At 67.0% G+C, this 25,065-nt stretch carries 29 protein-coding genes; 18 read left to right on the top strand and 11 right to left on the bottom strand.

All coding sequences use genetic code 11. The features are described from left to right. Positions 1-3: 3 nt before the first annotated feature. The gene (locus N5D91_RS17870) at positions 4-261 is read right to left on the bottom strand and encodes a DUF2789 domain-containing protein (RefSeq protein WP_010483993.1); all 258 of its coding nucleotides are present in this window, start codon (positions 259-261) and stop codon (positions 4-6) included. Between the two features lie 105 nt (positions 262-366). Between N5D91_RS17870 and N5D91_RS17865 the strand changes: the two genes are divergently transcribed. The 5 genes from N5D91_RS17865 to N5D91_RS17845 are packed head-to-tail and all read left to right on the top strand — an operon-like array spanning position 367 to position 3,319. Continuing rightward, positions 367-954 carry a biliverdin-producing heme oxygenase gene (locus N5D91_RS17865; protein WP_012512028.1) on the top strand — a complete coding sequence of 196 codons (588 nt, stop codon included), beginning with the start codon at positions 367-369 and terminating at the stop codon, positions 952-954. Between the two features lie 31 nt (positions 955-985). Next, a complete protein-coding gene (locus N5D91_RS17860; protein WP_164161146.1) occupies positions 986-1,453 on the top strand; it encodes a YbaN family protein in 468 nt (155 codons plus the stop codon). Next, a complete protein-coding gene (exbB, locus tag N5D91_RS17855) occupies positions 1,440-2,168 on the top strand; it encodes a tonB-system energizer ExbB (RefSeq protein ID WP_180854338.1) in 729 nt (242 codons plus the stop codon). Before N5D91_RS17860 ends, exbB begins: the two co-directional genes overlap by 14 nt. 9 nt (positions 2,169-2,177) lie before the next feature. After that, complete coding sequence (gene exbD / locus N5D91_RS17850) at positions 2,178-2,603, top strand: TonB system transport protein ExbD (protein ID WP_180854337.1); 426 nt, start codon at positions 2,178-2,180, stop codon at positions 2,601-2,603. Further along, positions 2,600-3,319 carry an energy transducer TonB gene (locus tag N5D91_RS17845; RefSeq protein ID WP_180854336.1) on the top strand — a complete coding sequence of 240 codons (720 nt, stop codon included), beginning with the start codon at positions 2,600-2,602 and terminating at the stop codon, positions 3,317-3,319. The genes exbD and N5D91_RS17845 overlap by 4 nt, the downstream gene beginning before the upstream one ends. A 78-nt stretch (positions 3,320-3,397) precedes the next feature. On the opposite strand, the gene N5D91_RS17840 is transcribed toward N5D91_RS17845, so the two are convergent. Beyond that, entirely contained in the window at positions 3,398-5,425 is a 2,028-nt protein-coding gene (locus tag N5D91_RS17840) for a sodium-translocating pyrophosphatase (RefSeq protein ID WP_071228169.1), read from the bottom strand. A 308-nt stretch (positions 5,426-5,733) separates the two neighbouring features. Here N5D91_RS17840 and N5D91_RS17835 point away from each other — a divergent pair, with 308 nt between their 5' ends. Next, the gene (locus tag N5D91_RS17835) at positions 5,734-6,237 is read left to right on the top strand and encodes a hypothetical protein (RefSeq protein WP_153854462.1); all 504 of its coding nucleotides are present in this window, start codon (positions 5,734-5,736) and stop codon (positions 6,235-6,237) included. Between the two features lie 165 nt (positions 6,238-6,402). On the opposite strand, the gene N5D91_RS17830 is transcribed toward N5D91_RS17835, so the two are convergent. Together N5D91_RS17830 and N5D91_RS17825 are read right to left on the bottom strand one after the other, a co-directional pair. Then, a complete protein-coding gene (locus tag N5D91_RS17830) occupies positions 6,403-6,792 on the bottom strand; it encodes a DUF488 family protein (RefSeq protein WP_180854335.1) in 390 nt (129 codons plus the stop codon). A gap of 119 nt (positions 6,793-6,911) precedes the next feature. Further along, positions 6,912-8,168 carry a 6-phosphofructokinase gene (locus N5D91_RS17825; protein ID WP_180854334.1) on the bottom strand — a complete coding sequence of 419 codons (1,257 nt, stop codon included), beginning with the start codon at positions 8,166-8,168 and terminating at the stop codon, positions 6,912-6,914. A gap of 136 nt (positions 8,169-8,304) precedes the next feature. Here N5D91_RS17825 and N5D91_RS17820 point away from each other — a divergent pair, with 136 nt between their 5' ends. The 3 genes from N5D91_RS17820 to N5D91_RS17810 all read left to right on the top strand — a co-directional run bounded on the left by N5D91_RS17820 (position 8,305) and on the right by N5D91_RS17810 (position 11,139). Then, a complete protein-coding gene (locus tag N5D91_RS17820; protein ID WP_110713530.1) occupies positions 8,305-8,868 on the top strand; it encodes an adenylate kinase in 564 nt (187 codons plus the stop codon). A gap of 331 nt (positions 8,869-9,199) precedes the next feature. Beyond that, positions 9,200-10,564, top strand: coding sequence for a UDP-N-acetylmuramate:L-alanyl-gamma-D-glutamyl-meso-diaminopimelate ligase (gene mpl, locus N5D91_RS17815; RefSeq protein WP_180854333.1), 1,365 nt, complete (start codon positions 9,200-9,202; stop codon positions 10,562-10,564). Beyond that, complete coding sequence (locus tag N5D91_RS17810) at positions 10,561-11,139, top strand: LON peptidase substrate-binding domain-containing protein (RefSeq protein ID WP_110713526.1); 579 nt, start codon at positions 10,561-10,563, stop codon at positions 11,137-11,139. The genes mpl and N5D91_RS17810 overlap by 4 nt, the downstream gene beginning before the upstream one ends. A gap of 123 nt (positions 11,140-11,262) precedes the next feature. On the opposite strand, the gene N5D91_RS17805 is transcribed toward N5D91_RS17810, so the two are convergent. Continuing rightward, the gene (locus tag N5D91_RS17805; protein ID WP_153854459.1) at positions 11,263-13,260 is read right to left on the bottom strand and encodes a bifunctional DedA family/phosphatase PAP2 family protein; all 1,998 of its coding nucleotides are present in this window, start codon (positions 13,258-13,260) and stop codon (positions 11,263-11,265) included. An 85-nt stretch (positions 13,261-13,345) separates the two neighbouring features. On the opposite strand from N5D91_RS17805, the gene N5D91_RS17800 reads away from it, so the two are divergent. The 4 genes from N5D91_RS17800 to N5D91_RS17785 all read left to right on the top strand — a co-directional run bounded on the left by N5D91_RS17800 (position 13,346) and on the right by N5D91_RS17785 (position 15,527). After that, positions 13,346-14,008 (top strand): serine/threonine-protein kinase, encoded by a 663-nt coding sequence (locus N5D91_RS17800; RefSeq protein ID WP_110713522.1) that lies wholly within the window; start codon positions 13,346-13,348, stop codon positions 14,006-14,008. Beyond that, on the top strand, positions 14,005-14,511 hold the full coding sequence (locus tag N5D91_RS17795) for a DUF2867 domain-containing protein (RefSeq protein WP_180854332.1): 507 nt from the start codon (positions 14,005-14,007) through the stop codon (positions 14,509-14,511). The genes N5D91_RS17800 and N5D91_RS17795 overlap by 4 nt, the downstream gene beginning before the upstream one ends. A gap of 183 nt (positions 14,512-14,694) precedes the next feature. Beyond that, positions 14,695-15,024: a hypothetical protein gene (locus N5D91_RS17790; protein WP_164161139.1), complete on the top strand. Its 330-nt coding sequence runs from the start codon at positions 14,695-14,697 to the stop codon at positions 15,022-15,024. Then, positions 15,024-15,527 (top strand): hypothetical protein, encoded by a 504-nt coding sequence (locus N5D91_RS17785; RefSeq protein ID WP_180854331.1) that lies wholly within the window; start codon positions 15,024-15,026, stop codon positions 15,525-15,527. Before N5D91_RS17790 ends, N5D91_RS17785 begins: the two co-directional genes overlap by 1 nt. A gap of 141 nt (positions 15,528-15,668) precedes the next feature. Here the strand turns inward: N5D91_RS17785 and N5D91_RS17780 are convergent, their stop codons facing one another. Next, entirely contained in the window at positions 15,669-16,352 is a 684-nt protein-coding gene (locus tag N5D91_RS17780) for a hypothetical protein (protein ID WP_164161135.1), read from the bottom strand. A 108-nt stretch (positions 16,353-16,460) separates the two neighbouring features. Here N5D91_RS17780 and N5D91_RS17775 point away from each other — a divergent pair, with 108 nt between their 5' ends. Both N5D91_RS17775 and N5D91_RS17770 read left to right on the top strand, forming a co-directional pair. Continuing rightward, positions 16,461-17,279 carry an NAD(P)-dependent oxidoreductase gene (locus N5D91_RS17775; RefSeq protein WP_180854330.1) on the top strand — a complete coding sequence of 273 codons (819 nt, stop codon included), beginning with the start codon at positions 16,461-16,463 and terminating at the stop codon, positions 17,277-17,279. A gap of 93 nt (positions 17,280-17,372) precedes the next feature. After that, positions 17,373-18,365 carry a YiiG family protein gene (locus N5D91_RS17770; RefSeq protein ID WP_180854329.1) on the top strand — a complete coding sequence of 331 codons (993 nt, stop codon included), beginning with the start codon at positions 17,373-17,375 and terminating at the stop codon, positions 18,363-18,365. 55 nt (positions 18,366-18,420) lie between these two features. On the opposite strand, the gene N5D91_RS17765 is transcribed toward N5D91_RS17770, so the two are convergent. Next, the gene (locus N5D91_RS17765) at positions 18,421-19,293 is read right to left on the bottom strand and encodes an ion transporter (RefSeq protein WP_110713514.1); all 873 of its coding nucleotides are present in this window, start codon (positions 19,291-19,293) and stop codon (positions 18,421-18,423) included. Between the two features lie 63 nt (positions 19,294-19,356). Between N5D91_RS17765 and N5D91_RS17760 the strand changes: the two genes are divergently transcribed. Next, the gene (locus N5D91_RS17760) at positions 19,357-20,583 is read left to right on the top strand and encodes an acetylornithine transaminase (RefSeq protein WP_006467246.1); all 1,227 of its coding nucleotides are present in this window, start codon (positions 19,357-19,359) and stop codon (positions 20,581-20,583) included. Between the two features lie 53 nt (positions 20,584-20,636). Here N5D91_RS17760 and N5D91_RS17755 read toward each other — a convergent pair whose 3' ends face one another. After that, positions 20,637-21,239: an HAD-IA family hydrolase gene (locus N5D91_RS17755; RefSeq protein WP_164161127.1), complete on the bottom strand. Its 603-nt coding sequence runs from the start codon at positions 21,237-21,239 to the stop codon at positions 20,637-20,639. Positions 21,240-21,362: 123 nt separating this feature from the next. On the opposite strand from N5D91_RS17755, the gene azu reads away from it, so the two are divergent. Then, the gene (azu, locus tag N5D91_RS17750) at positions 21,363-21,812 is read left to right on the top strand and encodes an azurin (RefSeq protein ID WP_164161125.1); all 450 of its coding nucleotides are present in this window, start codon (positions 21,363-21,365) and stop codon (positions 21,810-21,812) included. A gap of 105 nt (positions 21,813-21,917) precedes the next feature. Here the strand turns inward: azu and hemL are convergent, their stop codons facing one another. Together hemL and thiE are read right to left on the bottom strand one after the other, a co-directional pair. Beyond that, entirely contained in the window at positions 21,918-23,207 is a 1,290-nt protein-coding gene (hemL, locus tag N5D91_RS17745; RefSeq protein ID WP_180854328.1) for a glutamate-1-semialdehyde 2,1-aminomutase, read from the bottom strand. Between the two features lie 16 nt (positions 23,208-23,223). Next, entirely contained in the window at positions 23,224-23,850 is a 627-nt protein-coding gene (thiE, locus tag N5D91_RS17740) for a thiamine phosphate synthase (protein WP_180854327.1), read from the bottom strand. Between the two features lie 34 nt (positions 23,851-23,884). Between thiE and N5D91_RS17735 the strand changes: the two genes are divergently transcribed. Next, entirely contained in the window at positions 23,885-24,109 is a 225-nt protein-coding gene (locus tag N5D91_RS17735; RefSeq protein WP_014038358.1) for a rubredoxin, read from the top strand. Positions 24,110-24,168: 59 nt separating this feature from the next. Here the strand turns inward: N5D91_RS17735 and N5D91_RS17730 are convergent, their stop codons facing one another. After that, entirely contained in the window at positions 24,169-25,014 is an 846-nt protein-coding gene (locus N5D91_RS17730; RefSeq protein WP_110713505.1) for a SirB1 family protein, read from the bottom strand. Positions 25,015-25,065 lie beyond the last annotated feature (51 nt).

Below are 25,065 nucleotides of genomic sequence, written 5' to 3'. Positions count from 1 at the left end.
CGCTTACAGCCCGGTCGCCGCCTTCACCGCATCTTCGTGCAGCGACTCGTTCAGCTCATCCACCACTGTGCTCCATGCAGCATCGGCCTGCAGCGACTCGGACAGGAACTGGCGCTGGGCATCGTTCCAGTACGGTGCTTCGACCACTTCCACGTCGGTGGCCAGCTGGTGTTCGCGGATGAAGCGGGCGATGCCCTCGGCGCTGGCATCCAGGCCCAGCTGCAGGAACAGGTTGGTCATGCGCGGTTCGGTGGTGATCATCGTCGGTTCCTGCGGGAAGAAGGGATGCGCCATTATCGGTGCACATGGCCTTGGGGAAAGCCCCGTGGCGAACGTCTACAGCAGGACGACCCCTTTGGCATCCCCATGAACGCACACATCGCCCCTGAAGACAGCCGCAGCCTGCGGCTCAAGGCCGCCACCCGCGACAGCCATGGCGCGCTGGACAAGCGCATCATGGCCGGCGACATCTTCGCCGACCGCAGCAACTTCGCCCGTTTCCTGCGCGTGCAGTACCGCTTCCACCGCAGCATCGATGCGTTGTATGCCAATCCTGCGCTGGACGCACTGCTGCCGGACCTGGGCGAGCGCCGCCGCCTGACCCAGGTCGCGCGCGACCTGCAGGATCTGGAGCAGACCCTGCCGGGGGCCGACATCGCGGCGTTGCCGTCTGATCTGGAACTGCCCGCCGCGTTGGGGTGGCTGTATGTGGCCGAGGGCTCCAACCTGGGCGGCACGGTGCTGTACAAGATGGCCGCCAAGCTGGGCCTGGACCGCGATTTCGGCGCCCGCCACCTGGCCGCGCATCCGGATGGTGCTGCGCGCCACTGGCGTGAATTCACTGCTGCGCTGGACGCGGTGCCGCTGAGCGCCGAGCAGGAGCAGCAGGTGATCGATGCGGCCGATGCTGCGTTCCGCAGCGTGCACGGCCACGTTGAAGTGGAATTCGCCTGATGCACGCCTCCCGCCTATCGGCGCAACGCTGATGCGCTGGCTCTGGTTCGCGCTGGGCTGGCTGATGGTCGGCCTCGGAGTGATCGGCGCGCTGCTGCCGGTGATGCCGACCACCATCTTCCTGATCCTGGCCGTGGGCTGCTTCGCGCGCAGTTCACCAAAGTTCGAACAGCGCCTGCTGGCGCATCCGCGCTACGGCCCGTCATTGCGGCTGTGGCGCGAACAAGGCGCGGTGTCACGCAAGGGCAAGGCGTTCGCCAGCGCCGGCATGGCGGTGGGCTTCGCACTGTTCTGCTGGGGTGCGCACCCGTCCTGGCGCCTGCTGCTGGGCGTAGGCCTGTTCTTCGCGGTCAGCGCCGGCTACGTGCTCAGTCGGCCCGCACCGCGGCTGGAGCCCAATCCGGTCGTGGAAGTGGACGACGCCAATGATCCGCGCGCGGCCCGCCACCGCGCAGCGACACCTGATGCTGATGGAAACCGAGACGATGCTGCCTGCTGACCTGGCCCCCGTGGCCGCCCACGCATTGACCCCGTGGGGCATGTACCTGGCCGCCGACGTGGTGGTGAAGACGGTGATGATCGCGCTGGCACTGGCGTCGCTGGCCACCTGGACCGTGCTGCTGGCCAAGGGCTGGGAGCTGGCTCGCCAGGGCCGGCAGCTGCGCGCAGCGCGCACGCTGTTGCTGCAGGCGCCGAGCCTGTCCGGCGAGAGCGCCGAGGCCTGCCTGCAGCAGGGCACCGCACTCGCCATGCTGGACGCTGTCCGCACCGAGCTGCGCCTGTCGCAGGAACTGGACAGCCGCGACGGCATCAAGGAACGCGTCGCCTCGCGCCTGGACCGCATTGAACTGGAAACCGCGCGCGTGCAGCGACGTGGCATCGGCGTGCTCGCCAGCATCGGCGCGGTGGCGCCGTTCGTCGGCCTGTTCGGTACGGTGTGGGGCATCATGAACAGTTTCATCGGCATCGCCCAGAGCAACACCACCAACCTGGCGGTGGTTGCGCCCGGCATCGCCGAGGCCCTGCTGGCGACCGCGCTGGGTCTGGTCGCAGCGATTCCCGCCGTGCTGGTCTACAACCACTTCAGCCGTGTACTGGCCGGCCTGCGGGGTCTGCTCGGCGATCTGTCGGCGGCCGTGCAGCAACTGGTCTCGCGCGATCTCGATCGTGCCGTTCCGCGTACCGCAGCGGCGCCGCTGCGTGCGGTGCACTGAGGCGCGGCGATGGCGATCAGGACCGCATCCGACCGCGACGATGCCCTTGAAGAAGCGCATGAGATCAATGTCACGCCCTTCATCGACGTGATGCTGGTGCTGCTGATCATCTTCATGGTGGCCGCACCGCTGGCCACCGTGTCGGTGCCGGTGCAGCTGCCGGCCAGCAGTGCCAGCGCCACGCCGCCGGAACAGGCACCGGTGTACGTGACCGTGCAGGCCGATCTGTCGCTGCGCGTTGGCGAACAGGCCGTGGCGCGCGACGGCCTGGCGGCCGCATTGCAGGCGGCCACTCACAGTGACACCACACAGCGCATCTTCCTGCGTGCCGATACCCGCGTGCCCTATGGCGAACTGATGGCCACGCTGGATGCGCTGCGAGCGGCCGGCTACCTGAAGGTGGCGCTGGTCGGCCTGGAGCAGGGCGCACGATGAGTGGACTGCGGCGCTGGGCGACCAGCCTGGCGATCGTGCTGCTGGTGCATGCGCTGTTGATCGGCGCGGCCTGCTGGTGGGCGGCCCGTGCGCCGGCGCTGACGGCTACGGTTCCGCCCGCGGCGCTGATGCTGGAACTGGCGCCGATGGCGCAGGCACCGCCGGTGCCGCCGCGCGAGGTCGCGACCGGGCCGTTGCAGCAGCAACAGCAGCGGCAGGTGCCAAGGCCGGCCCTGCGTGAGCAACCGAAGGCGCCGGTGCAGCCGCAGGGCGACCTGCCACCGCCGCGTGCACCGGAGCCGACGCCGTCGCCGGACACCGCTGACGCCAACGTCGCGCAGACCAGCGCACCGCCGCAGGTGGCGGCCGACGCAGCCGCACGCTACACCGCGCCGCAGACCACGGCCGGCGAACGCAGTCGTGCCGAGGCAAGCTGGGAAGGGCGCCTGCTCGGGCATCTGCAGAGGCATCGGCGCTATCCGCGCCAGGCCGAGCGGCTGCGCCAGCAGGGCGTGGTCTACGTGCGCTTTGCCGTGGCCCGCGATGGCGCGGTCTCGGGGTTGAAACTGGGCCGCAGCAGTGGCTTCGCGCTGCTTGACCAGGAGACGCTGGACACCGTGCAGCGCGCCAGCCCGGTACCGGCGCCGCCGGCCGACGTGGCCGGCGACCCGGTGGAAGTGATGGTGCCGGTGTCGTTCTTCCTGCGCGGGCGGTGATTGACGATGGGGTCGGATCCCTTTCCGGAGGAAAGGGCTCTGACCCCATCGGGCATCTCATCCACGCATGGCGTGGATCTACAGCAGCGGCACCAGCAGCAGCGCCACGATGTTGATGATCTTGATCAGCGGATTGATTGCCGGGCCGGCCGTGTCCTTGTACGGGTCACCGACGGTATCGCCGGTCACCGCCGCCTTGTGCGCCTCGCTGCCCTTGCCGCCGAAGTGGCCGTCCTCGATGTACTTCTTGGCGTTGTCCCAGGCACCGCCGCCGGTGGTCATCGAGATGGCCACGAACAGGCCGGTCACGATCGTGCCGATCAGCAGGCCGCCCAGTGCGCGCGGCCCCAGCAGCAGGCCGACCACCACCGGCACCGCCACCGGCAGCAATGACGGCACGATCATTTCGCGGATCGCCGAGCGGGTCAGCATGTCCACCGCCTTGTCGTACTGCGGCTTGCCGGTGCCCTGCATGATGCCGGGGATCTCGCGGAACTGGCGGCGAACCTCTTCCACCACCGCACCGGCGGCGCGGCCGACCGCTTCCATCGCCATCGCACCGAACAGGTAGGGAATCAGGCCGCCGATCAGCAGGCCGATGATCACCGTGTGGTCGCTGAGGTCGAAGCGGAATTCCTGCCCGGGATGCGCGGCCTGCAGGTTGTGGGTGTAGTCGGCGAACAGCACCAGTGCCGCCAGCGCCGCCGATCCGATCGCGTAGCCCTTGGTCACCGCCTTGGTGGTGTTGCCAACTGCATCCAGCGGATCGGTGATGTCGCGGATCTCCGAGGGCAGCTCGGCCATTTCGGCGATGCCGCCGGCGTTGTCGGTGATCGGTCCGTAGGCATCGAGGGCGACGATCATGCCGGCCATCGACAGCATCGCGGTGGCGGCGATGGCGATGCCGTACAGGCCGCCCAGCGCGAACGCGCCCCAGATTGCCGCACACACTGCCACCACCGGCAGTGCGGTGGACTTCATCGAGATGCCGAGGCCGGCGATGATGTTGGTGCCATGCCCGGTGGTCGAGGCCTGCGCCACGTGCTGTACCGGCTTGTACTGGGTGCCGGTGTAGTACTCGGTGATCCACACGATCAGGCCGGTCAGCACCAGCCCGATCAACGCGCAGCCATACAGCGCCATCGGCCCATGCACGTTGTCACTCATCAACCCGGTGGTGATCGGGTAGAACGCGATCGCAGCCAGCACGCCGGAGACGATCACGCCCTTGTACAGCGCACCCATGATCGAACCGCCCGGCTTCACCTTGACGAACAGCGCGCCGATGATCGAGGCGATGATCGACACGCCGCCCAGCACCAGCGGATACAGCACCGCGTTGGCGCCGGCCTCGGCCAGCATCAGGCTGCCCAGCAGCATGGTGGCGATGACAGTCACCGCATAGGTCTCGAACAGGTCGGCGGCCATGCCGGCGCAGTCGCCGACGTTGTCACCGACGTTGTCGGCGATCACCGCCGGGTTGCGCGGGTCGTCCTCGGGAATGCCGGCTTCGACCTTGCCGACCAGGTCGGCACCGACGTCGGCGCCTTTGGTGAAGATGCCACCGCCCAACCGCGCGAAGATCGAGATCAGCGAGGAGCCGAAGGCCAGGCCGACCAGGGCATGCAGCGCCTGTTCCATCGGCAGGCCCATGCGCAGCAGCAGCGCGTAGTAGCCGGCCACGCCCAGCAGGCCGAGTCCGACCACCAGCATGCCGGTGATGGCGCCGCCGCGGAAGGCGACGTCCATCGCCGCGCTGATGCCGTGGCGTGCAGCTTCGGCAGTACGCACGTTGGCGCGTACCGACACGTTCATGCCGATGTAGCCGGCGGCGCCGGACAGCACCGCGCCGACCGCGAAACCAATCGCGGTGTACCAGCTGAGGAAGATGCCGACCAGCACGAACAGCACCACGCCGGCGACGCCGATGGTCAGGTACTGGCGGTTGAGGTAGGCACGCGCACCTTCCTGGATCGCGGTGGCGATCGCGATCATGCGTTCATTGCCGGTGGGTTGGCGCAGGATCCAGCGCGCCGAGACGATTCCGAACAGGATCGCGAGAATGGCGCAGCCCAGCGCCAGTGACAGCCCGTGACGTTCCAGCATTAGACCCCTCCGCAGAATGGATGTAGGCATCCAGTGGCGATGAACGGCACCACGAGGGGGACGACGGGCTGCAGCCTGGAACCAACCCGTACCGACCTTGGTGGTCGTCCGACGTATGGCGGTGTTCAGCATTCCCTGGTGCCCGCAGTATGCGTGCCGCGCACTGTAGAGTCGAGCCGTGCTCGACTGGTTTTTACGAGCTCCGCCGCATGCCGCCAGTCCATGGGCATGATTCGAAAGCTGCAGGCCTTTGCACCCCGTTAAGCCAGCCTCTGCAAGCCTGCGCGGAGTCCTGAAGGAGATCCCCCATGCGCCTGTCCCTGTTGATGCTTGCCGCCCTGGTCCCGGCCGTACCGGCACTCGCCGCGGAAACCCCGGAGCTGCAGCGCGCCGTGGGTGCCCCCCAGGCCGTGGGCGCGGTGCACACCCTGCGGCAGATTCCCGAGGCCTGCGCGCGCCTGGAAGGTGCCTTCACCGGTCAGGCGGCCGAGCCGTATCGCTTCTCCGCCGTGCGTACCAGCGAGCAGTGCCAGCCGCGCGCGCGCTTCGTCGACTACGCCAAGGCGCAGCCAAGCGCCGACAAGGGCTGGAAGCTCAATGATGTGATCCGCGTTCCCAGCGCCGCCTGCCCGGCACAGCAGGCCGTGGTGCGGGTATGGCGCCTGCCGTCGAGCAACAAGGTCGAGCTGGACGGGCAGGGCCAGTCGCGCATCTATCTGGAAGAGGCCAAGAAGCAGGCCGCCGCCGGCCAGATTCCGCAGGTGACGATGTTCGCCGCGCAGCTGCAGATGGAAGGCAAGGCCTGCAATTGAGGCCGTCCAGCAGCGCGCATCAACGCATGGCGTGGATCTACTGACGTGCCCGGCGCTGCGCATCCACGCATGGCGTGGATCTACTTCGCTGCGCATCGGTAGTGCCGGGCCATGCCCGGCGGGCAACCTGGTAGTGCCGGCCGCTGGCCGGCAACCCTGCAATCATCACTCCGCCAGCGTCGCCCCGCGCGCCACCAGCAGCTCTCGCAGGGCCCTGCGATGGCAATGCGCTTCATCCTCGCAGTAGCACCCCACGCTGATGTCGCTGTGCTGTGACATCGCGGCCAGCAGGTCCAGCGCGTGGGCCGCGTCCGGCGCCTTCATCTCGGCCTTGTAGTGGCGGAAGAACGCATTCCAGTCGGCCGCGGTTTTCGCTTCGTGCGCCCGCTTTACCAGTTCCGCGCTGGGTGACAGGGTCGGGAACCAGACGTCGTACCAGTCCTGTGTCGCGAATTCGCTGCGTGGCACGCCGCGCGGTGGTCGTCGCACGGTACCGATACGCAGGCCCTCGCCGGGAGCGCGCGGCGTACCCAGTCGAACAACTCGCAGTGCCAAGGTGTGCCTCCACTAAAAAGGGGACGGAGGGGATTAAGTCGTATCCGACCCACTGCTGACGCTGTAGGAGATGACGGAGGGGCAGATGCGACTTAATCCCCTCCGTCCCCTTTTTCGGCTCAGCCCTCGAAGGCTGGCAGCTTCTGCTTCACCGCCACGTTCTTCAGGGTGACGTACTTCGGCAGGCCGTCGCTGCCGTACGGCAGTGGTGCTTCGCCCTTGATCAGCGGCGACAGGTAGGCGCGTGCCTTGGCGGTGATGCCGAAGCCATCGCGGCGGATGAAGCCTGCCGGCATCTTCTTCTCGTGGTTGGCGATCTTCGACAGCGGCGCGGCTTCGATCTTCCAGCGGTACGGCGCATCGCTGCTGCGCACGATCACCGGCATCACGCCGTTCTGTCCCTTCAGTGCCAGCTGCACGGCGGCCTTGCCCACCGCCTGCGCCTGCTCCCAGTCGGTCCTGCTGGCCAGGTGGCGGGCCGAGCGCTGCAGGTAATCGGGCAGCGCCCAATGCACCTTCAGGCCGAGTTGGTCCTTGACCCGTCCCGCAAGGTGGGCCGCCACGCCACCCAGCTGCGAATGACCGAACGAGTCCTTGCCGCCACCAGCGTCGGCGACGAAGCGGCCATCGGCGGTCGCGATACCTTCCGAGGCCACCACCACGCAATAGCCGACACGTTCGACCACGGCCTTGACCTTGGCCAGGAACACCGCCTCGTCATAGGCGCGCTCGGGCAGCAGGATGATGTGCGGCGCTTCGTCATCGCCGTTGCCGGCCAGGCCGGCGGCCGCGGCCAGCCAGCCGGCGTGACGGCCCATGGCCTCGTAGATGAAGACGCGGGTGGAGGTCTCGGCCATCGCCGCCACGTCCAGCGCCGCCTCGCGCACCGACACTGCGGTGTACTTGGCGGCCGAGCCGAAGCCGGGGCAGGTGTCGGTCACCGCCAGGTCGTTGTCGATGGTCTTGGGCACGCCGATGCAGGTCAGGTCGTAGCCGGACGCCTTGGCCAGCTGCGAGACTTTCAGCGCGGTATCGGCCGAGTCGTTGCCGCCGTTGTAGAGGAACCAGCGCACGTCGTGGGCCTGCAGGACCTCCAGCAGGCGGTCGTAGCGGGCACGGTCGGCGTCCAGCGATTTCAGCTTGACCCGGCACGAGCCGAAGGCGCCGCCCGGGGTATGGGCCAGCGCGAGGATGGCCGCAGCGCTCTCCTTGCTGGTGTCGATCAGTTCCTCGCGCAGCGCGCCGAGGATGCCGTTGCGGGCGGCCAGGACCTTGATGCCCTTGGCCCGGGCCTGCTCGATCACCGCTGCCGCCGTGGCGTTGATGACGGCGGTGACGCCGCCGGACTGGGCGTAGAGGAGAGTACCGTTGCGCATGCTTCTACCTGCTCGGGGGAGGGGACATTGCAGGGACATTACCCGGATGCGGTAAAGTGGCGCTATTGCGGTGCAGCGATACCGGTCCGTCCGGGACGCGAACCTTCTTTGTTTTCAACACGTTGGAGTCAGGTCAATGCGATTGGTTCTGTTGGGACCGCCCGGTTCGGGCAAGGGGACACAGGCGACGCGCCTGAAGGAAAAGCTGGGGATCGCCCACATTTCGACCGGTGACATGCTGCGCGCGGAAATCGCCGCCGGCACGGACCTGGGCAAGCAGGCCAAGACGGTGATGGATGCCGGCAACCTGGTGTCGGACGACATCCTGCTGGGCATGCTGGAGTCGCGCCTGACCCAGGCTGATGTCGCCAAGGGCTTCATCCTCGATGGCTACCCGCGCAATGTGGCCCAGGCCAATGCGATGGACGGCCTGCTGGCCAAGATCGGCCAGCCGCTGGATGCCGTGGTGCAGCTGGACGTGGCCACCGAGCTGCTGGTCGACCGTATTGCCGGTCGTGCCAAGGAGCAGGGTCGCGCCGATGACAATCCGGAAGCGGTGCGTCAGCGCCTGCAGGTCTACAACGACCAGACCGCTCCGGTGGTCGACTTCTACGCCGGCCGTGGCACCCTGGCCCGCGTCGACGGCGTCGGTGAGCTGGACGAGATCGAAGCCCGCATCCTGGCGGCGATCAAGGCCTGATCCGGCCGGGCCGGCGCGAGCTGCCGGCCCCTCGGGCGCAAAAAAACACAGGCCTGGTCCGCGAGGATCAGGCCTGTGTCGTTTGATAGGCGCCAGCAGAGGGCTTGCTCAGGGCCCCGCAGCATGAGCTCCCTTGGGGATGGCCTCTTGGGGAGTAGGACCGGTTCGGGTACTGCGGCTGGCAGTTCGAATTGTGTCCGGGTTCACAGAACATCGCTATCGGGAATTCCCTGACAGAAGATTGGAGTTTTCTCACATCCCGTGTAGGACTTGTCTTACCCGGGAGCGGACATTGGCCCTATACAGCCGTCATCGGTCACAATCCTCGGTCATGAGCAGCGTACATATCCTTGCAATCGCCGGCACCTTCATGGGCGGCGTGGCCGCCCTGGCGCGGGAACTGGGCCATTCGGTCAGCGGCAGCGACCAGGCCATCTATCCGCCGATGTCGACCCAGCTCGAGCAGCTGGGCATCACCCTGGACCAGGGCTACCGCGCCGACAGCGTGCCGGCCGGGACGGACGAAGTGGTGATCGGCAACGCGCTCTCGCGCGGCAACGCAGCCGTGGAAGCCGTGCTCGATGCTGGCCAGCGTTACATTTCGGGCGCGCAGTGGCTGTCCGAGCAGGTGCTGCCGGGCCGCGACACGCTGGCCGTGGCCGGCACCCACGGCAAGACCACTACCACCACCATCCTCACCTGGCTGCTGGAAAGCGCCGGGCGATCGCCGGGCTTCCTGATCGGCGGCGTTGCCGAGGATTTCGGCGTCTCCGCCCGCCTGGGCCAGGGCCGCGAGTTCGTGGTCGAGGCCGACGAGTACGACACCGCGTTCTTCGACAAGCGTAGCAAGTTCGTGCACTACCGGCCGCTGGTGGCCATCCTCAACAACCTTGAATACGACCACGCCGATATCTTCCCGGATGTGGCCGCGATCCAGCGCCAGTTCCACCATCTGGTGCGCACGGTGCCGGCGCGTGGCCGACTGATCGTCAACGGCGAGGACCCGCATCTGGCCGAAGTGCTGGCGATGGGCTGCTGGACCCCGGTCGAGCGCTTCGGATTCGATCCGTCGCTGGAATGGCACGCCGAACTGCTGGCCGCCGATGGCAGTGCCTTCCGCGTGCACCATCGAGGGCAGGCACTGGGCGATGTGCAGTGGTCGCTGCTGGGCCGCCACAACGTGCTCAACGGCCTGGCCGCGCTGGCCGCCGCGCATGCGGTGGGCGTGGCACCGGCCGACGTGATTCCGGCGCTGACGCGCTTCCGCAGCGTCAAGCGCCGCATGGAAGTGATCGGCAGCCATGACGGCATCACCGTCTACGACGACTTCGCCCATCACCCGACCGCAATCGCCACCACGCTGGAAGGCCTGCGTGCCAAGGTCGGCGATGCGCGCATCGTGGTCGCGATGGAACCGCGCAGCAACTCGATGCGGCTGGGCGCACATGCGCAGGCCCTGGCACCCTCGCTGGCGCTGGCCGATGAAGTGGTGTTCCTGCATCGCCCGGAACTGGCCTGGGATGCCGCTGCGGTGATCGCCGCAGTGCGCGGCGAAGCACACGCGGTACCGGATACCGACGCATTGCTGGCGCAACTGCAGGCCAGCGCGCGCAGCGGCGACCACGTGGTGTTCATGTCCAACGGTGGCTTCGACGGCGCGCCGCGTCGCTTCCTCGCCGCCCTGCAGGCCCGATGAGCGTCGACGATTCGCTGCCGCTGTTTCCGCTGCACACCACGCTGGTACCGGGTGCGGCGGTGGGCCTGCGCGTATTCGAGCGCCGCTACCTGGACCTGGTCCGCGACAGCGGCCGCAGTGGTGAGGGGTTTGGCGTCTGCCTGATCCTCGATGGCCAGGAGGTCGGTGCACCAGCGACGCCGGCCGCCTATGGCGTGCAGGTGCGTATCGAAGACTTCGATGTCGGCGCCGACGGCGTGCTGCAATTGCGCCTGCGCGGCACCCGCCGCTTCCACGTCGAGCGCACCCGCGTGCGCGACAACGGCCTGGTGGTGGCCGACGTGCGCTGGTGCGAGGAAGACCCGGACGATGAACTGCGGCCGCAGCACGCGCTGCTGGCCACGCTGCTGGGGCACATCATCGAACAGGCTGGCGAGGCCTATGCGCCGGCCAACCCGGCACTGCTGGACCAGGCCAGCTGGGTCGGCTGGCGGTTGGCCGAACTGCTGCCACTGAGCGAGCAGCAGCGCCTGCAGCTGCTGCAGATGGACGACCCGCACCAGCGCCTGCAGCAGTTGCTGGGCTGGATGCCGTAGCAGCCATCCACGCATGGCGTGGATCTGCTGTAGAGCCGAGCCTATGCTCGGCTTGATGGATCCCGCGAAGAGCAGCCGAGCATGGGCTCGGCTCTACAGTGGGTGATCGCGCACCGGTGCCGGTCAGGGCGCGGTGGTCTTCAACCGCAGCACCGGCAATCCGGTTTCGCTGTGCACATCCTCGTGCTGCGGCAAGCCCTGTACGGCTTCCTTCACGGCATTCATGGCCGGGTCGACGCCACGCAGCGGGTGCCACATGCCGATCCATTCGAAGTGGCGCTCGTAGCGCAGGGTCTGTGCGCTGCCCAGCCACAACGGCGTGTTGCCCGGCTGCAGCTGCGCAGGCGCCGGCCACAGGCGCAGCACGTAGCGCTCATCCGGCTGCGCGCCCTGGCGCACCATCAGCAATGCTTCCACGCGGGTGTCCAGCGTTGCCGGCAACACCGGCAGCTCGTCGGCGCCGGTGTTCTTGTCCAGCATCAGCAGCGCCTGCTGCCAGCCGGCCTGCTCCTGCCGCTTCCAGCCACGGGCTTCCAGCTGCGCCTGCAGCGGCGCCAGCGGGCCCGCCACCTGCACGTCCAGCGGCCAGCGCTGGTCGTCGTCGAACTCGTTGCGGCGCGCCGGCAGCGTGGCCCAGTCGTGCTGCCACCACGCCTGCATGTCCATCGCCTGCGGTGCCGGCAGGGTCGGCTCGAAGCGTTCCAGCTTCACCGGGATATGGCGCGGTGCGTACCACATCGCCGCCACGGCGAAGACGCCGTAGAACAGCCAGGCCACCGGCTTCACCCAGAACGAGCGGTTGAAGCGGCGGCGGTAGGCGATGCCCAGCACCAGCAGCCAGAACGTGCCGAACAGCATGCCGCCGATCACATCGCTCAGCCAATGCGCGCCCAGGTACAGGCGTGAGAAGCCGATCAGGCTGACCACGATGCCGGACACCAGGTACGGCCAGACGCGGGTGCGGCCGGGCATCTCGCGGGCGATCAGCACTGCGAAGAAGCCGAAGGTGATGGTGGCCATGGTCACCGACACCGACGGGAAGCCGAAGCCGCTGCTGGCGTCGACCGGGCGCACCACATCCACGGTGGCACCGAGCAGCATGGTCAGCGCCAGGCCGAAGGCAAGCGCGGCCAGCCAGTGCGCGGCGGCCATCCAGCGCCGGCGCCAGATCAGGTAGCCCATCGCCGCCGCCGTGGCCGGCAGCAGTACCTGCCAGGCCCCCAGCGACGCCAGCGCGGCCATCGGGTAGTCGGCCAGCGGGTTGCGCAGTGCCAGCATGGCCTGGTGCACCAGCAGGTCGATCGCCAGCGGCTCGCCGTGTGCGACCACCACGGTCAGCAGCGCGAACCAGCCCCAGCCCAGTACCAGCAGCATCAACGCCAGCATCGCCAGCGGCACCGATTCGCGGCGCTTGGGATCAAGCACGCCGACGGTGTAGCGGCCCAGCGTCGGGTGACGATTGGACCAATCCAGCAGGCGCGCCAGCCAGTTGTCCATGCGCGCGGCCGACCAGCGATAGCCGTACAGCACGATGGCCCAGACCAGGCCGAGGATCACCGCCAGCAGGCCGACCACCACCACCAGACGCCCGGCCACCGCCGCGACTGCGTCGTAAGCTTCGCCAAGAATCCAGCCCGGCGCCAGGAACAGCACCGCCCAGGAGATGCTGGCGATGCCGCTGGCCTGCACGTAACGGCTGGCGGGCATCTTCATCATGCCGGCGATGGCCGGCACGAACGGTCGGATCGCGCCCACGTAGCGTGCGATCAGGATGCTCTTGAAGGCATTGCGGCGGAACAGGTTCTCACCGCGGTCGAGCAGCTGCGGGTAGCGGCTGAACGGCCACACGCCGCGCAGGCGGTCACCCCAGCGGCGGCCGATCCAGTAGCTGATGCCATCACCGGCGAACGCGCCCAGTGCCGCTGCCGCCACCGCGTACGGCCCGGAGATCTGGCCCAGGCCGATGAACACGCCCACCGCGAACAGCAGCGGCAGCGCCGGCACGATGGCGCCAAGAATGATCACCGCATCGCAGAAGGCGATGAGGAAGATAACGGCACCCGCCAGCACGGGGTGAGCGGCAATCCACGCGAGCGTGGCGTCGATCCATGAAGAGTCCATTGCCCGATTATAGGGGCGTGAAGGTGACTGGTTCCCAGCCGCTTCGTGACCGTTTGCAACCGTCGCCATCGCCTAGAATGGGCCCATGCCGCATTCGCCAGACGCTCCACCGCACGCATTGAAGGCCGACAGCTTCGGCCAGATCCTTCTTGTGAAAGGGCCCGATGGCCCCTTCGTGCGCCGTGATCTGGGCGCCACGCCGCTGTGGCTGCGGCTGCCGGCCTGGTGGCTGGCCCGCCGCGAAGCACGCGCGCTGCGCCACATCCACGGCATGGCCGATGTGCCGCAGCTGCTGGCGTGGGATGGCCGTCATCTCGACCGCAGCTTCATGGCCGGCGATGCCATGTACCAGCGTCCACCACGCGGTGACCTGGCCTGGTTCCGCTCGGCGCGTCGGCTGCTGCAGCAGCTGCACCGCAATGGCGTGGCCCACAACGATCTGGCCAAGGAAGCCAACTGGCTGGTCACCGAAGACGGTCGTCCAGCGCTGATCGACTTCCAGCTGGCGGTGATAGGCAACCCGCGCTCGCGCTGGATGCGGCTGCTGGCCCGCGAGGACCTGCGCCACCTGCTCAAGCACAAGCGCATGTATTGCCGCGAGTCGCTCACCCCGGTGGAGAAGCGGTTGCTCAAGCGCACCTCGTGGGTGCGCGAACTGTGGTTTGCTACCGGCAAGCCGGTCTATCGCTTCGTCACCCGCCGCATCCTGCATTGGGAAGACAACGAAGGGCAGGGGCCGAAGCCGTGAGCAGTGCGTCCGTCGTGAGCAGGCCGCCAACTGCCTGCAGTGTGCTGCGTGCGCAGTTGCCCGGTGCCGACTTCGTGCACGCCTGCCAGGCGACGACCCGTCGCGATGGGCGCTCGGCCTTGCAGGCCTATCGCGATATGGCGGCGACCATTCCCGGCTGGTTCGATGGGCTGATGGCGCTGCGCAATCGCGGCATGCGCCTGCTCGGCATGAAGCACCTGGGCTCGTTGCGTGCGGTGCAGGTTGTTGAGGATCCGCAACCCGGCCAGCGGCTGGGCATCTTCACCCTGCAGTCGCTGGACGACGATGCCATCGTGCTGGAAGACGACGACCGCCATCTTCGCGTGCAGCTGGCGCTGCAGTGGCAGGGTGACCTGCTGGAGGTGGCGACGGTGGTGCATACGCACAACGCGTTCGGGCGCGTGTACATGCTGCCGGTTGCGCCCGTGCATCGGCTGATCGTGCCGCATCTGCTGGAGAAGCAGGTGCGGTTGTACCGGTAGATCCACGCCATGCGTGGGTGCTGTTCGCAATTCAATGATTGCGCACAGACGCCAGATAATTGGCGCTGAGAACATCTTTCATCTGCTCGTGGTACTCACCTAGAATCGAGAGCGAGAGAGTCGCATGGAAGCGTCGTCGCGCCGCCCTTGCGCGGGCTCGCATGCGGACGCGAGGGGAATGCTGTGAGTCGATTTTCTGCTTGGCAGTACCGCGCTGTTGCGGTACTGGTGCTGTGTGTGGGTGCGGGAACGGTCTCGGCGGTCCAGCCGTATCAGGAGAATCGCAAGCTCATCGAGTCCGCGCAGAATCTGACCGCGCTGAAGGACGATCTCTTTGGTGAGAGTGTCAGCCTCTACAACGGCAAGACCGCATTTGCCGTGACCGATGTCAGCCTTCCCGGCAACAACGCACTGCCTGTGCAGATGCGGCGTCGCTTCAGCGTCGAGATGGATCTGGTGGGGGCTGGAAACTTCAACGCCAACATCGAGGGAACCGGCGGAAAGGTGAGATGATGATTGATTCTGATGAATTGGCTGATGTGGCGAAAACTATTGCTTGGTACAAGAGCAATTTCTTCGAAGGCTGTGAAGAGGACTTTGTTGCAGACTTTATGGTTTTTTGTTGGCAGGCGGTTGATCCCGGTCGCGTCGCTTCCCTGGATTTGGATGACGAAACTGTAGATGCATGTGCCAATATGCTCTCTGAGTTGAAGCTCTTCGTTGATGAGAAACGCGGGAAATGGGGGGTGGCTGGTTTCTGGAGGCGCTACATCGATTGGGCGGATTACGCCATAGATTTTCCGCTTGATGAGTGCAGGCGATTCATGCGAGAGACTGTTGGTTATCTTGAGCCCTCATTTTTCGTATTTACGGCCACCGGTGGTGCCGAGATGAGGTCCGAGGCAATGGCGATTTTTGCCGAGTACTCACAGTCCGGCAAGGCGCGGGCTACCTATGTTAGATCGGTAATTGAAAGCCGGTTGGCGACTGAATCATTCTATCGACGATCCCTTTGATTCTCTCCGTCGCGAAATATGAGGTACTGCCGCTCTGGTCGTCGTTCGGCTTTTGGTCAGGGGAAAGCCAATATCCACGGTCCGCTCGGTCGATGTCGCCGGGCATGGCCCGGCGACCACAGCATCGCGACGCTCAACGCCTTACGGCGTCGCCGGCACCACCTGCTGGCCGATGAAGTTGCGCTTGGCATCGAAGTCATAGGCGATCTGCAACTGCCCCACATCCGGGCAGGCGTGGCAGTCGCGCAGCGGCGTGCGGTACAGCAGGCGGATGCCGCCGTTATCCAATGGCGAAGCGCCGGCCGACTGTGCCGGCGCGAACGGCGTGGCCTGCGGGCTGGCCTTCAGCAGTTCCTGCACGGTCGGGTCGGCACGCAGGGTGTCGTCCAACTGCACGGCATCCACGTCGATGCGCTTGCCGCTGGCATCGACCAGTCGCGTGCCCTCGTTGGTATTGGCGCGGAAGGGATACTCGACCGTGGCAATGCCCAGCCCTTCGTTCTCGTGCCAGGCGGTCACATAGGCCAGCTCACCGCCGCTGGACAACTGCTCGGCGGCAGTGATGGCATCGGTGCTGGCGCCACCCGCGCGCATCGCATCGCGCAGGCAATCACGGGTCGCAGCATTCTCGCCCTGGCGGCAGGCGTTGAGGTCGCCATCCCAGACCACCGCCTCGCTCCAGCGCATCTTGCCGTCGGCGGCGGCCTTCTCCGCGCTGGGCGCGTCACCGGCGGGCGGCTCCTTTCCGGGTTCCGGCGAACGGCCCTGGCAGGCAGTCAGCAGGGCAAGCCCCAGAGCAGGCAGCAACAGGCGGGAACGGCGCATGGCGTGGACCTCGTGCGTTGTCTGGAGGCCTGAGTATCGTCAAGGCCGGGTGAACTCCGCGTCGGCGCGGCATACTAGCGGCTCATTGCATACGCTGGAGTGTGGAACGTGGGCAGTCTGCAGGGCAAAACCCTTTTCATCACCGGTGCCTCGCGTGGCATCGGCCTGGCCATCGCACTGCGCGCCGCGCGCGACGGCGCCAACGTGGCCATCGCGGCCAAGTCGTCGGTGCCGAATCCGAAACTGCCGGGCACCATCCACAGCGCTGCCGAAGCGGTAACGGCGGCCGGCGGCCAGGGCCTGGCCCTGAAGTGCGACATCCGCGAGGAAGAGCAGGTGCAGGCGGCGGTGGCGGCCACGGTCGATACCTTCGGTGGCATCGACATCCTGATCAACAACGCCAGCGCGATCTGGTTGCGCGGCACGCTGGATACGCCGATGAAGCGTTTCGACCTGATGCAGCAGGTCAACTCACGCGGCAGCTTCCTGTGCGCGCAGGCCTGCCTGCCGTACCTGCAGCAGGCGCCGAATCCGCACATCCTGACCCTGGCACCGCCGCCGAGCCTGGCGCCGAAGTGGTGGGCACCGCACACCGGCTACACGCTGGCGAAGATGGGCATGAGCTTCGTCACCCTGGGCCTGGCCGCAGAATTCGGTCCGCAGGGCGTGGCGGTGAATGCGCTGTGGCCGCGCACGGTGATCGCCACCGATGCGATCAACATGATTCCGGGCGTGGATGCGGCCGGCTGCCGCACGCCACAGATCATGGCCGATGCCGCCCATGCGGTGCTGGTGCGCGAAGCGGCCGGCTTCCACGGCCAGTTCCTGATCGACGATGAAGTGCTGGCGCAGGCCGGTGTCACCGATCTTTCCGGCTATGCAGTGGATCCGTCGCGCGCGTTGTTGCCGGACCTGTTCCTGGATTGACCGCGCGTCGCCGGAAGAGGCCGAGGGCTGCGACCCTCGGCCTGCTGCGCTAGAATGCGTGGCTGTAATCGTTTTCAACAAGGATGTGAGCACATGTCACGCACTCTTTCCGTCGCGGCGCTGGCCGCTTCGCTGTCGTTGATCCTGACCGCCTGCGGTGGCAAGGCCCCCGCAGCTGCAGGCGGCGCCGCTGCCTCCGGCACGCCGGAGGCCAGCGCGGCCCCGTCCGATACACAGCAGCAGTTGACCGCCAAGCTCAACGCCTACATCGGCTGCTTCAACGCGCTGGATTCGAAAACCCACGGCAGCATCCAGTCCTACACGCGCTGGATCAAGGATGTCGACGCTGGCCCGACCGGACGCGAGACGCACGTTTACGGTCCGTTCGAGATCAGCGGCTACGACATGAAGCAGTGCGACGCTCCGGTGACCGAGGCGATTGCTGCCAAGCCGGCGCTGGCCGATCTGGATGCCGCTGCAGGCCATTACCAGCAGGCGCTGAAGGCGCTGGTGCCGCTCAGCAAGGACGCGCATGACTACTACGATCGCCAGGACTACGAAGACGACCAGTTCGCCAAGGGCAAGCAGCTGCACGCGCCCTTGATGGCCGCTTTCAAGGATTTCGTGGCTGCCAGCGAAACGTTCAATGCCGAGCTGGAGCGCCAGAACGATGCTGCCCAACGCGAGCAGCTCAAGGTTCTGGAGCAGGCCGAGGGGCGCACGCGCGAGTACTACCGTCTGGCGATGATGCTGGAAGCCAAGGCCATCATGGATCTGATGAGCGAGGATGATTTCGATCAGGCCAAGGCCCGCGAACGCCTGGATGCCTTCAACCGCATTTCCGATGAAGCGCACGCCAAGGTTGCCGACCAGGAACCGGGCAAGTCGGACTGGGAAGGCTTCGAACGAGTGGCCGAGAATTTCCGGCGCGAAGGCAAGGAGCGGCTGCAGCGCGTCAGCGAGAAGAAGCCTTACACCGATTTCGAACGACGCATGCTTGATTCGCCGTCGATGGCGCCGCGTGGCTCTGCCAACAAGCTGATGCAGGAATACAACACGCTCGTTTTCCAGAGCAACCGCCAGTAGCGCTCCCGCTCATCGCGTGATCAGCGAGCGCCGGTGTACATCGCCGGCGCCCGCATCAATGACTGAACGCATCCGGCAGCTGGCCACCACACTTGCGGCAATGGCGCGCATCCGGCTCGTGCCCTTCCAGTCCACACTCCGGGCAGCCACGTGCATCACGACGCGCGGCCAGCTCGGCTTCGCGCATGGTGCTGGCCAGTTCGGCGGTGTAGATGCCGGTGGGCACGGCGATGATGCTGTAGCCGATCAGGATCAGTACCGAGGTGACGAAGCGGCCGAGCACGGTCTGCGGCACGATGTCGCCAAAGCCGACCGTGGCCATGGTCACCACCGCCCAGTACATGCTGGCCGGGATGTTGGTGAAGCCGTGTTCGGGGCCCTCGATCACGTACATCAGTGCGCCGGCGATGATGGTGATGGTGATCACCGTGAACAGGAACACCAGCACCTTGCGCCGGCTGCGCCACAGCGACGTCATCAACACGCCGCTTTCCTCGATGTAGCGGGTCAGCTTGAGGATGCGGAACACGCGCAGGATGCGCAGCGCGCGCACCACCAGCAGGCTCTGCGCGCCGGGGATGAACATCGACAGGTAGGCGGGCAGGATCGACAGCAGGTCGATGATGCCCCAGATGCTCACCGCGTAACGCAGCGGGCGCTTGACCACCGCCAGCCGCAGCAGGTACTCGGCGGTGAAGATGATCGTGAAGCCCCATTCCAGGATGTACAGGCCGGTGGACCATTCGGCATGCAGGTGCTGCACGCTGTCGATCATCACCACCAGGATGCTGGCGATGATCGCCACCACCAGGATCAGGTCGAAATTGCGCGAGGGCCGCGAGTCATGGCGGTAGATGATGTCGAACCACCGACGGCGCCAGCCGGTCTCGGTGGCGGGGTTCAGCTGGGGGGCGGAAAACGGTCGCATGGGCGCATTGTGCCGCAGGGGTTCCGGCGCGAGAATGGGGATTCCTGAACCCTGTCGACTGCCATGACCGCCGCTACCGATCCGCTGATCTCCCTTTCGCACTATTACCTGCCGGTCTACAAGCCCCGCCAGGTGGTACTGGAGCGAGGCCAGGGCGCCCGCGTGTGGGACAGCCAGGGCCGTGAGTTCATCGACCTGGCTGCCGGCATCGCCGTGTGCGGCCTGGGCCACAACGACCCGGACCTGGTGGCCGCGCTGGTCGAGCAGGCCGGCAAGCTCTGGCACACCAGCAACGTGTTCTACAGCGCGCCGCCGCTGCACCTGGCCGAGGAGCTGGTGAAGGCCAGCCGCTTCGCCGAGCGCGTGTTCCTGTGCAATTCCGGCGCCGAAGCCAATGAAGTGGCGATCAAGATGGTCCGCAAGTGGGCCTCCAGCCAGGGGCGTCCGGCCGACAAGCGGGTGATCATCACCTTCCGCGGCAGCTTCCACGGCCGCACCATGGGCGCGGTGACCGCCACCGCTCAGCCGAAGTACCAGGAAGGCTACGAGCCGCTGCCCGGTGGCTTCCGCTACATCGATTTCAACGATGAGGTGCAGCTGGAAACCGCGATGGCTGCCGGCGACGTGGCCGCAGTGATGCTGGAGCCGATCCAGGGCGAGGGCGGCGTGATGCCGGCCAAATCCGGTTTCCTCAAGCGCGTGCGCGAGCTGTGCGACCAGCACAACGCGCTGCTGGTGCTGGACGAGATCCAGGCCGGCATGGGCCGTACCGGTACGCTGTTCGCGCACTGGCAGGACGACGTGGTGCCGGACATGGTCACCCTGGCCAAGGCACTGGGTGGTGGCTTCCCGATCGGCGCGATGCTGGCCGGCCCGAAGGTGGCCGAGACCATGCAGTTCGGTGCGCATGGCACCACCTTTGGCGGCAACCCGCTGGCTGCTGCGGTGGCCCGCGTGGCACTGCGCAAGCTGGCCTCGGCGGAGATCGCCGCCAATGTCAGCCGCCAGTCAAAGGCACTGCGCGATGGCTTTGCCCGCATCAATGACGAGTTCGGCGTGTTCAGCGACGTGCGCGGCCGTGGCCTGATGCTGGGCGCGGTGCTGAGCAAGGACTTCGCCGGCCAGGCCGGGGCGATCCTCGACCATGCCGCCGAGCAGGGCCTGCTGACCCTGCAGGCCGGCCCGGATGTACTGCGCTTCGTGCCGTCGCTGAACATCACCGACGAAGAAGTGGCCGAAGGCCTGAAGCGCCTGCGCGCGGCGATTGCCGCGTTCATCGCCGCGCGCTGAAGCCATGGCGCTGGGATCGGATCCCTCTCCTGCGGAGAGGGCTCTGACCCCGATCAGCTCACCGCGTAACGCTTCAACACCTTGCCCAATCCCCGGCCATCGCGCACGGTTTCCGCGTGCAGGCCGGCGGCGCGTGCGCCGCGCACGTTGGCGAACAGGTCATCGACGAACAGCGTGCGCGCAGGTGCCACGCCGAGCGCTTCCAGCGTACGCAGGAATACCGCAGGCGCCGGTTTGCGCAGACCGAAATCCGCGCTGCAGAACACGCGGCCCTGCAGGGCAGGGAACAGTTCCGGTAGCAGGGTGGGCAAGGCCTGCTGCATCAGTGCGCCATTGTTGGTCAGCACCGCCATCGGCAGCTGCAGTGTCTGCAGCCGCTGCAGCACGGCCGGCTGTGGATGGCTGGCGGCCTGTCGCGCCGCGATCCAGGTGTGCACATCAACGGTGCGGCCCAGCTGTTTGCTCAGCTGCGCCAGATAGGCCGGGCCATCCAGCGTGCCATTGTCATGCGCCGCTTCCAGCCCGCTGTCGTACAGTGCGGCCTGCACGGTTTCCGGCGCGACATCCAGCGCCTCCGCCAGGTGCAGCACACGCTGCGTGCGCTGGTACTGCACCAGAACGCCATCCACATCCAGCAGCAACAGGTCGATCCGCATTGGTCGAGCATGCCATTGCAGTGAACACGCGGGAAACCCTGGAGTGGGCATGCGACAGACGGTCGCAGACGGCGCCGCAGGGGCCTGCCTAGAATGGCGCCTAGATCCGCAGGAGATGCAACGATGAAGGCTTGGATGGTGGCAGTGGGACTGGGCGCGCTGATGCTTGCGCCGTCGGCGATGGCGCGGGTATGTGCGGTCAGCATCGACAGCACCGACCAGATGAGCTTCAGCAGCCGCGAGATCAAGGTGGCGGCCGACTGCACCGCCGTGGATCTGACCCTGCGCCACACCGGCAAGCTGGCCACTACCGCGATGGGCCACAACTGGGTACTGACCCGCAGCGCAGATTACCAGCCGGTAGCGATGGCCGGCATGCGCATGACCCTGGCCGACAGCTACCTGCCGAAGGCCGACAAGCGCGTGCTGGCGCACACCAAGGTGATCGGCGGCGGCGAGACCACGCGCGTGCGCTTTTCCACCCAGGGCCTGCAGAAGGGTGGCGACTACACCTTCTTCTGCTCGTTCCCCGGCCACTTCGCGATGATGAAGGGCAAATTCGTGTTCGGTTGATGCCGCCTGTAGAGTCGAGCCATGCTCGACTGCTCCGTGCTAACCAAGGTTGGCACCTACCAGATGCAACAGTGCCAACCAAGGTTGGCACCCACCAGAGCGGGATCAGCCCTTGGCGGCCTTGAACGCCACGCGTGCAGCGGCGAGGGTGGCCTCGATCACCGCATCGTCGTGGGCGCTGGACAGGAAGCCGGCTTCGTACGCCGACGGTGCCAGGAACACGCCCTGCTCCAGCATCGCGTGGAAGAAGCGATTGAACGCCGGAATGTCACAGGCGGTGGCCTGCGCATAGGTCTCCACCTTCTCACTGGTGAAGAACAGGCCGAACATTGCGCCCACGCGGGTGGTGGTTACGGCTACGCCGGCTTCGGCGGCGGCCGCCTCCAGGCCGGCACACAGGCGCGCGGTGCGCTCGGCCAGATCGGCGTGGAAACCCGGTTGCTGGATCAGCTCCAGCATCGCCAGGCCAGCGGCCATCGCCACCGGGTTGCCGCTCAGCGTACCGGCCTGGTAGATCGGGCCGGCTGGTGCGATCTGCTGCATCAGCTCGCGACGGCCGCCGTAGGCGCCCACCGGCATGCCACCGCCGATGATCTTGCCGAAGGTGGTCAGGTCCGGGGTGATGCCGTAGTGCGCCTGTGCACCGCCAAGGGCAACGCGGAAGCCGGTCATCACTTCGTCGAAGATCAGCAGCGCGCCATGCTTCGTGCACAGGTCGCGCAGGTGCTGCAGGTAGCCTTCGCGTGGCGGAATGCAGTTGGCGTTGCCGACCACCGGCTCGATGATCAGGCCGGCGATGTCATCGCCCTGCTGCTCGAACAGTGCAGTGGCCGCTTCGAAGTCGTTGTAGGGCAGGGTCAGGGTCAGTTCGCTCAGGCCGGCCGGGACGCCCGGCGAGGTCGGCACGCCCAGGGTCAGCATGCCGCTGCCGGCCTTGACCAGGAACGAGTCACCGTGGCCGTGGTAGCAGCCTTCGAACTTGACGATGCGGTTGCGGCCGGTGGCGCCGCGCGCCAGCCGGATCGCCGACAGCGTGGCTTCGGTGCCGGAGTTGACCATGCGCACCATCTCGCATGACGGCACCAGTCGGGTGATGGTCTCGGCCATGGTCACTTCGGCCGCGCACGGCGCGCCGAACGACAGGCCGTTGTCGATCGCCTTCTTCACCGCCTGGCGCACGGCCGGATGGTTGTGGCCGACGATCATCGGGCCCCAGGAACCGACATAGTCGATGTAGCAGTTGCCGTCGACGTCGTACAGGTAGGCGCCGTCGGCACGCTCGACGAAGAACGGTTCGCCACCGACCGACTTGAACGCGCGTACCGGCGAATTGACGCCGCCCGGCAGCAGCTGCTGGGCGCGGGAGAACAGGGCGTGGGACTGGTCGTGGTTCATGCGGATTTCCTGGGCATTACGCGAACTGGGCGAGGTAGGCGCGCTGGACCGCGACCGGGTCTTCGGCGGCGAACACGCTGCTGACCACGGCGACCAGATCGGCGCCGGCGTCGATGATGGGACCGACATTGTCCGGCGTCAGGCCGCCGATCGCCACCCGCGGCACGCCCAGTGCGGCGCTTTGCCGCAGCAGGTCGGTATGGGCGCGGCTGGTGGTGATCTTGGTGGTGGTCGGGAAGAACGCGCCGAAGGCCACGTAGCTGGCGCCGGCGGCCACGGCCTGCTCGGCATTGGCCAGCTGGTCGTAGCAGGAGGCGCCGATGATGGCCTCGGCACCAAGCAGCGCGCGCGCGTTGGGGATGTCACAGTCGGTGCCGCCCAGATGCACGCCGGCGGCGCCGACCGTCTTGGCCAGCACCGGGTCGTCGTTGACGATCAGCGGCACGCGGTGTTCCGCGCACAGCGCCTGCAGGGCGGTGGCCTGCTCCCGCCGCAGCGCGCCGCTGGCGGTCTTGTTGCGGTACTGCAGCCAGGTGGCGCCCGTGGCCAGCAGCGGCGCGGTGCGGGCCAGCAGGCGTGCGGTATCGGGCTCGTCCGGGGTGATCAGGTAGACGCCGCGGGGCGCCGGGGAAGCAGAAGTCATCGATGGCTACCGGTGAGTGGACCGCGATGGGACAATGGCGGCCCGTGAATCCAGCCCTGATTATCCGATGAGCGATGCCACCCCCACCACCTTGCGCACTTGGATGTGCGTGGTCTGCGGCTTCCTTTACAGCGAAGCGGAAGGCTTGCCGGAGGAGGGCATCGCGCCGGGGACGCGCTGGGAGGACATTCCCGAGACCTGGACCTGCCCGGATTGCGGGGTGACCAAGGCTGATTTCGAGATGGTCGAGGTCGATTGATGGCGGGGCCTGCAGGCCCTTCTGTGGGTGTGGACCGTTGGTCCACACACCGGACACCCTCAATGCAGCCGCGGCATCGGCCCGCCGAGGTCGATCAGCTTCTCGCGCAGCCACTGCGCATCGCTGGCCTCGGGATTGCGCTTCAGGTACTGCCCCAGGTCGTGGCGGGCGCCGGCCAGGTACTCCAGCTGCAGGTAGGCCAGGCCGCGGTCGCGCAGCGCGTCGTCCTGCTCGGGGGCCAGTTTCAGCAGGCGGTCGGCACTGCGTGCAGCGCGGTCCCATTCGCCTGCTTCGGCATACACGCCGTGCAGGTTGCGCAGCATGCGCATCAGGATCGCGCGCGCTGGCGCCGGGTCGAGGATCTGCGCCAGCACCTGGTCGTCGGGCATCTGCCCGCCCAGGTGTGACTTGGCCCGCTCGCGCAGTTCGTCCACGTCCAGCGGGCGGCCGCCATTGAACGGGTCCATCACCAGCACACCGTCGTCCACCGGCAGGCGCACCAGGAAGTGGCCAGGGAAGGACACGCCGTCGAGCGGAATGCCCAGCCGGCGCGCGACTTCCATCTGCACCAGTGCCAGCGAGATCGGGTTGCCCAGGCGGCGCTCGAATACCTGGTTGAGGTAGCTGTTGCGCGGGTCGTAGTACTCGTCGTGGTCGCCGCTGTAGCCCAGTTCGTCGAACAGGTGGCGGTTGATCGCCGCCATCTTCAACGGGCTGTTGTCGATGCTGTCCACTTCCGAACGGAGGTGGTCGACATGGCTCTGGATCAGCGCGTCGTAGGTGGACGGCTGCAGATCGGGGTATTCATCGCGCGCGATCAGCAGCGCGGTCGGCAACAGTGGCAGCGCCTCGTCTTCGAGGTCGGCCAGTGCATCCCAGTCGGGGAGTGAGATCTGGTCCTGCATGACCACAGACTGGCGTCATTCGCAGGCGGTTTCAAGCGGTGCCGCGTGAAA

The organism is Stenotrophomonas sp. GD03794 (assembly GCF_029842145.1).
GTDB classification, from domain to species: Bacteria; Pseudomonadota; Gammaproteobacteria; order Xanthomonadales; family Xanthomonadaceae; genus Stenotrophomonas; species Stenotrophomonas riyadhensis.
The sequence above is the reverse complement of the archived record's forward strand: the minus strand, read 5'-3'. Positions and strand labels throughout refer to the sequence as shown.

Excerpts from the sequence above, each read along its gene's own strand:
- N5D91_RS17760 (WP_006467246.1), top strand. The coding sequence starts at position 19,357 with ATGACCGCCGCTACCGATCCGCTGATCTCCCTTTCGCACTATTACCTG.
- N5D91_RS17810 (WP_110713526.1), top strand. The coding sequence starts at position 10,561 with ATGAGCGTCGACGATTCGCTGCCGCTGTTTCCGCTGCACACCACGCTG.
- N5D91_RS17825 (WP_180854334.1), bottom strand. The coding sequence starts at position 8,168 with ATGCGCAACGGTACTCTCCTCTACGCCCAGTCCGGCGGCGTCACCGCC.
- N5D91_RS17835 (WP_153854462.1), top strand. The coding sequence starts at position 5,734 with ATGCGCCTGTCCCTGTTGATGCTTGCCGCCCTGGTCCCGGCCGTACCG.
- N5D91_RS17730 (WP_110713505.1), bottom strand. The coding sequence starts at position 25,014 with ATGCAGGACCAGATCTCACTCCCCGACTGGGATGCACTGGCCGACCTC.
- exbD (WP_180854337.1), top strand. The coding sequence starts at position 2,178 with ATGGCGATCAGGACCGCATCCGACCGCGACGATGCCCTTGAAGAAGCG.
- N5D91_RS17735 (WP_014038358.1), top strand. The coding sequence starts at position 23,885 with ATGGCGGCCCGTGAATCCAGCCCTGATTATCCGATGAGCGATGCCACC.
- N5D91_RS17865 (WP_012512028.1), top strand. The coding sequence starts at position 367 with ATGAACGCACACATCGCCCCTGAAGACAGCCGCAGCCTGCGGCTCAAG.
- N5D91_RS17840 (WP_071228169.1), bottom strand. The coding sequence starts at position 5,425 with ATGCTGGAACGTCACGGGCTGTCACTGGCGCTGGGCTGCGCCATTCTC.
- N5D91_RS17805 (WP_153854459.1), bottom strand. The coding sequence starts at position 13,260 with ATGGACTCTTCATGGATCGACGCCACGCTCGCGTGGATTGCCGCTCAC.
- N5D91_RS17780 (WP_164161135.1), bottom strand. The coding sequence starts at position 16,352 with ATGCGCCGTTCCCGCCTGTTGCTGCCTGCTCTGGGGCTTGCCCTGCTG.
- azu (WP_164161125.1), top strand. The coding sequence starts at position 21,363 with ATGAAGGCTTGGATGGTGGCAGTGGGACTGGGCGCGCTGATGCTTGCG.
- exbB (WP_180854338.1), top strand. The coding sequence starts at position 1,440 with ATGCTGCCTGCTGACCTGGCCCCCGTGGCCGCCCACGCATTGACCCCG.
- thiE (WP_180854327.1), bottom strand. The coding sequence starts at position 23,850 with ATGACTTCTGCTTCCCCGGCGCCCCGCGGCGTCTACCTGATCACCCCG.
- N5D91_RS17870 (WP_010483993.1), bottom strand. The coding sequence starts at position 261 with ATGATCACCACCGAACCGCGCATGACCAACCTGTTCCTGCAGCTGGGC.
- N5D91_RS17755 (WP_164161127.1), bottom strand. The coding sequence starts at position 21,239 with ATGCGGATCGACCTGTTGCTGCTGGATGTGGATGGCGTTCTGGTGCAG.
- N5D91_RS17820 (WP_110713530.1), top strand. The coding sequence starts at position 8,305 with ATGCGATTGGTTCTGTTGGGACCGCCCGGTTCGGGCAAGGGGACACAG.
- N5D91_RS17800 (WP_110713522.1), top strand. The coding sequence starts at position 13,346 with ATGCCGCATTCGCCAGACGCTCCACCGCACGCATTGAAGGCCGACAGC.
- N5D91_RS17770 (WP_180854329.1), top strand. The coding sequence starts at position 17,373 with ATGTCACGCACTCTTTCCGTCGCGGCGCTGGCCGCTTCGCTGTCGTTG.
- mpl (WP_180854333.1), top strand. The coding sequence starts at position 9,200 with ATGAGCAGCGTACATATCCTTGCAATCGCCGGCACCTTCATGGGCGGC.
- N5D91_RS17860 (WP_164161146.1), top strand. The coding sequence starts at position 986 with ATGCGCTGGCTCTGGTTCGCGCTGGGCTGGCTGATGGTCGGCCTCGGA.
- N5D91_RS17845 (WP_180854336.1), top strand. The coding sequence starts at position 2,600 with ATGAGTGGACTGCGGCGCTGGGCGACCAGCCTGGCGATCGTGCTGCTG.
- N5D91_RS17785 (WP_180854331.1), top strand. The coding sequence starts at position 15,024 with ATGATTGATTCTGATGAATTGGCTGATGTGGCGAAAACTATTGCTTGG.
- N5D91_RS17765 (WP_110713514.1), bottom strand. The coding sequence starts at position 19,293 with ATGCGACCGTTTTCCGCCCCCCAGCTGAACCCCGCCACCGAGACCGGC.
- hemL (WP_180854328.1), bottom strand. The coding sequence starts at position 23,207 with ATGAACCACGACCAGTCCCACGCCCTGTTCTCCCGCGCCCAGCAGCTG.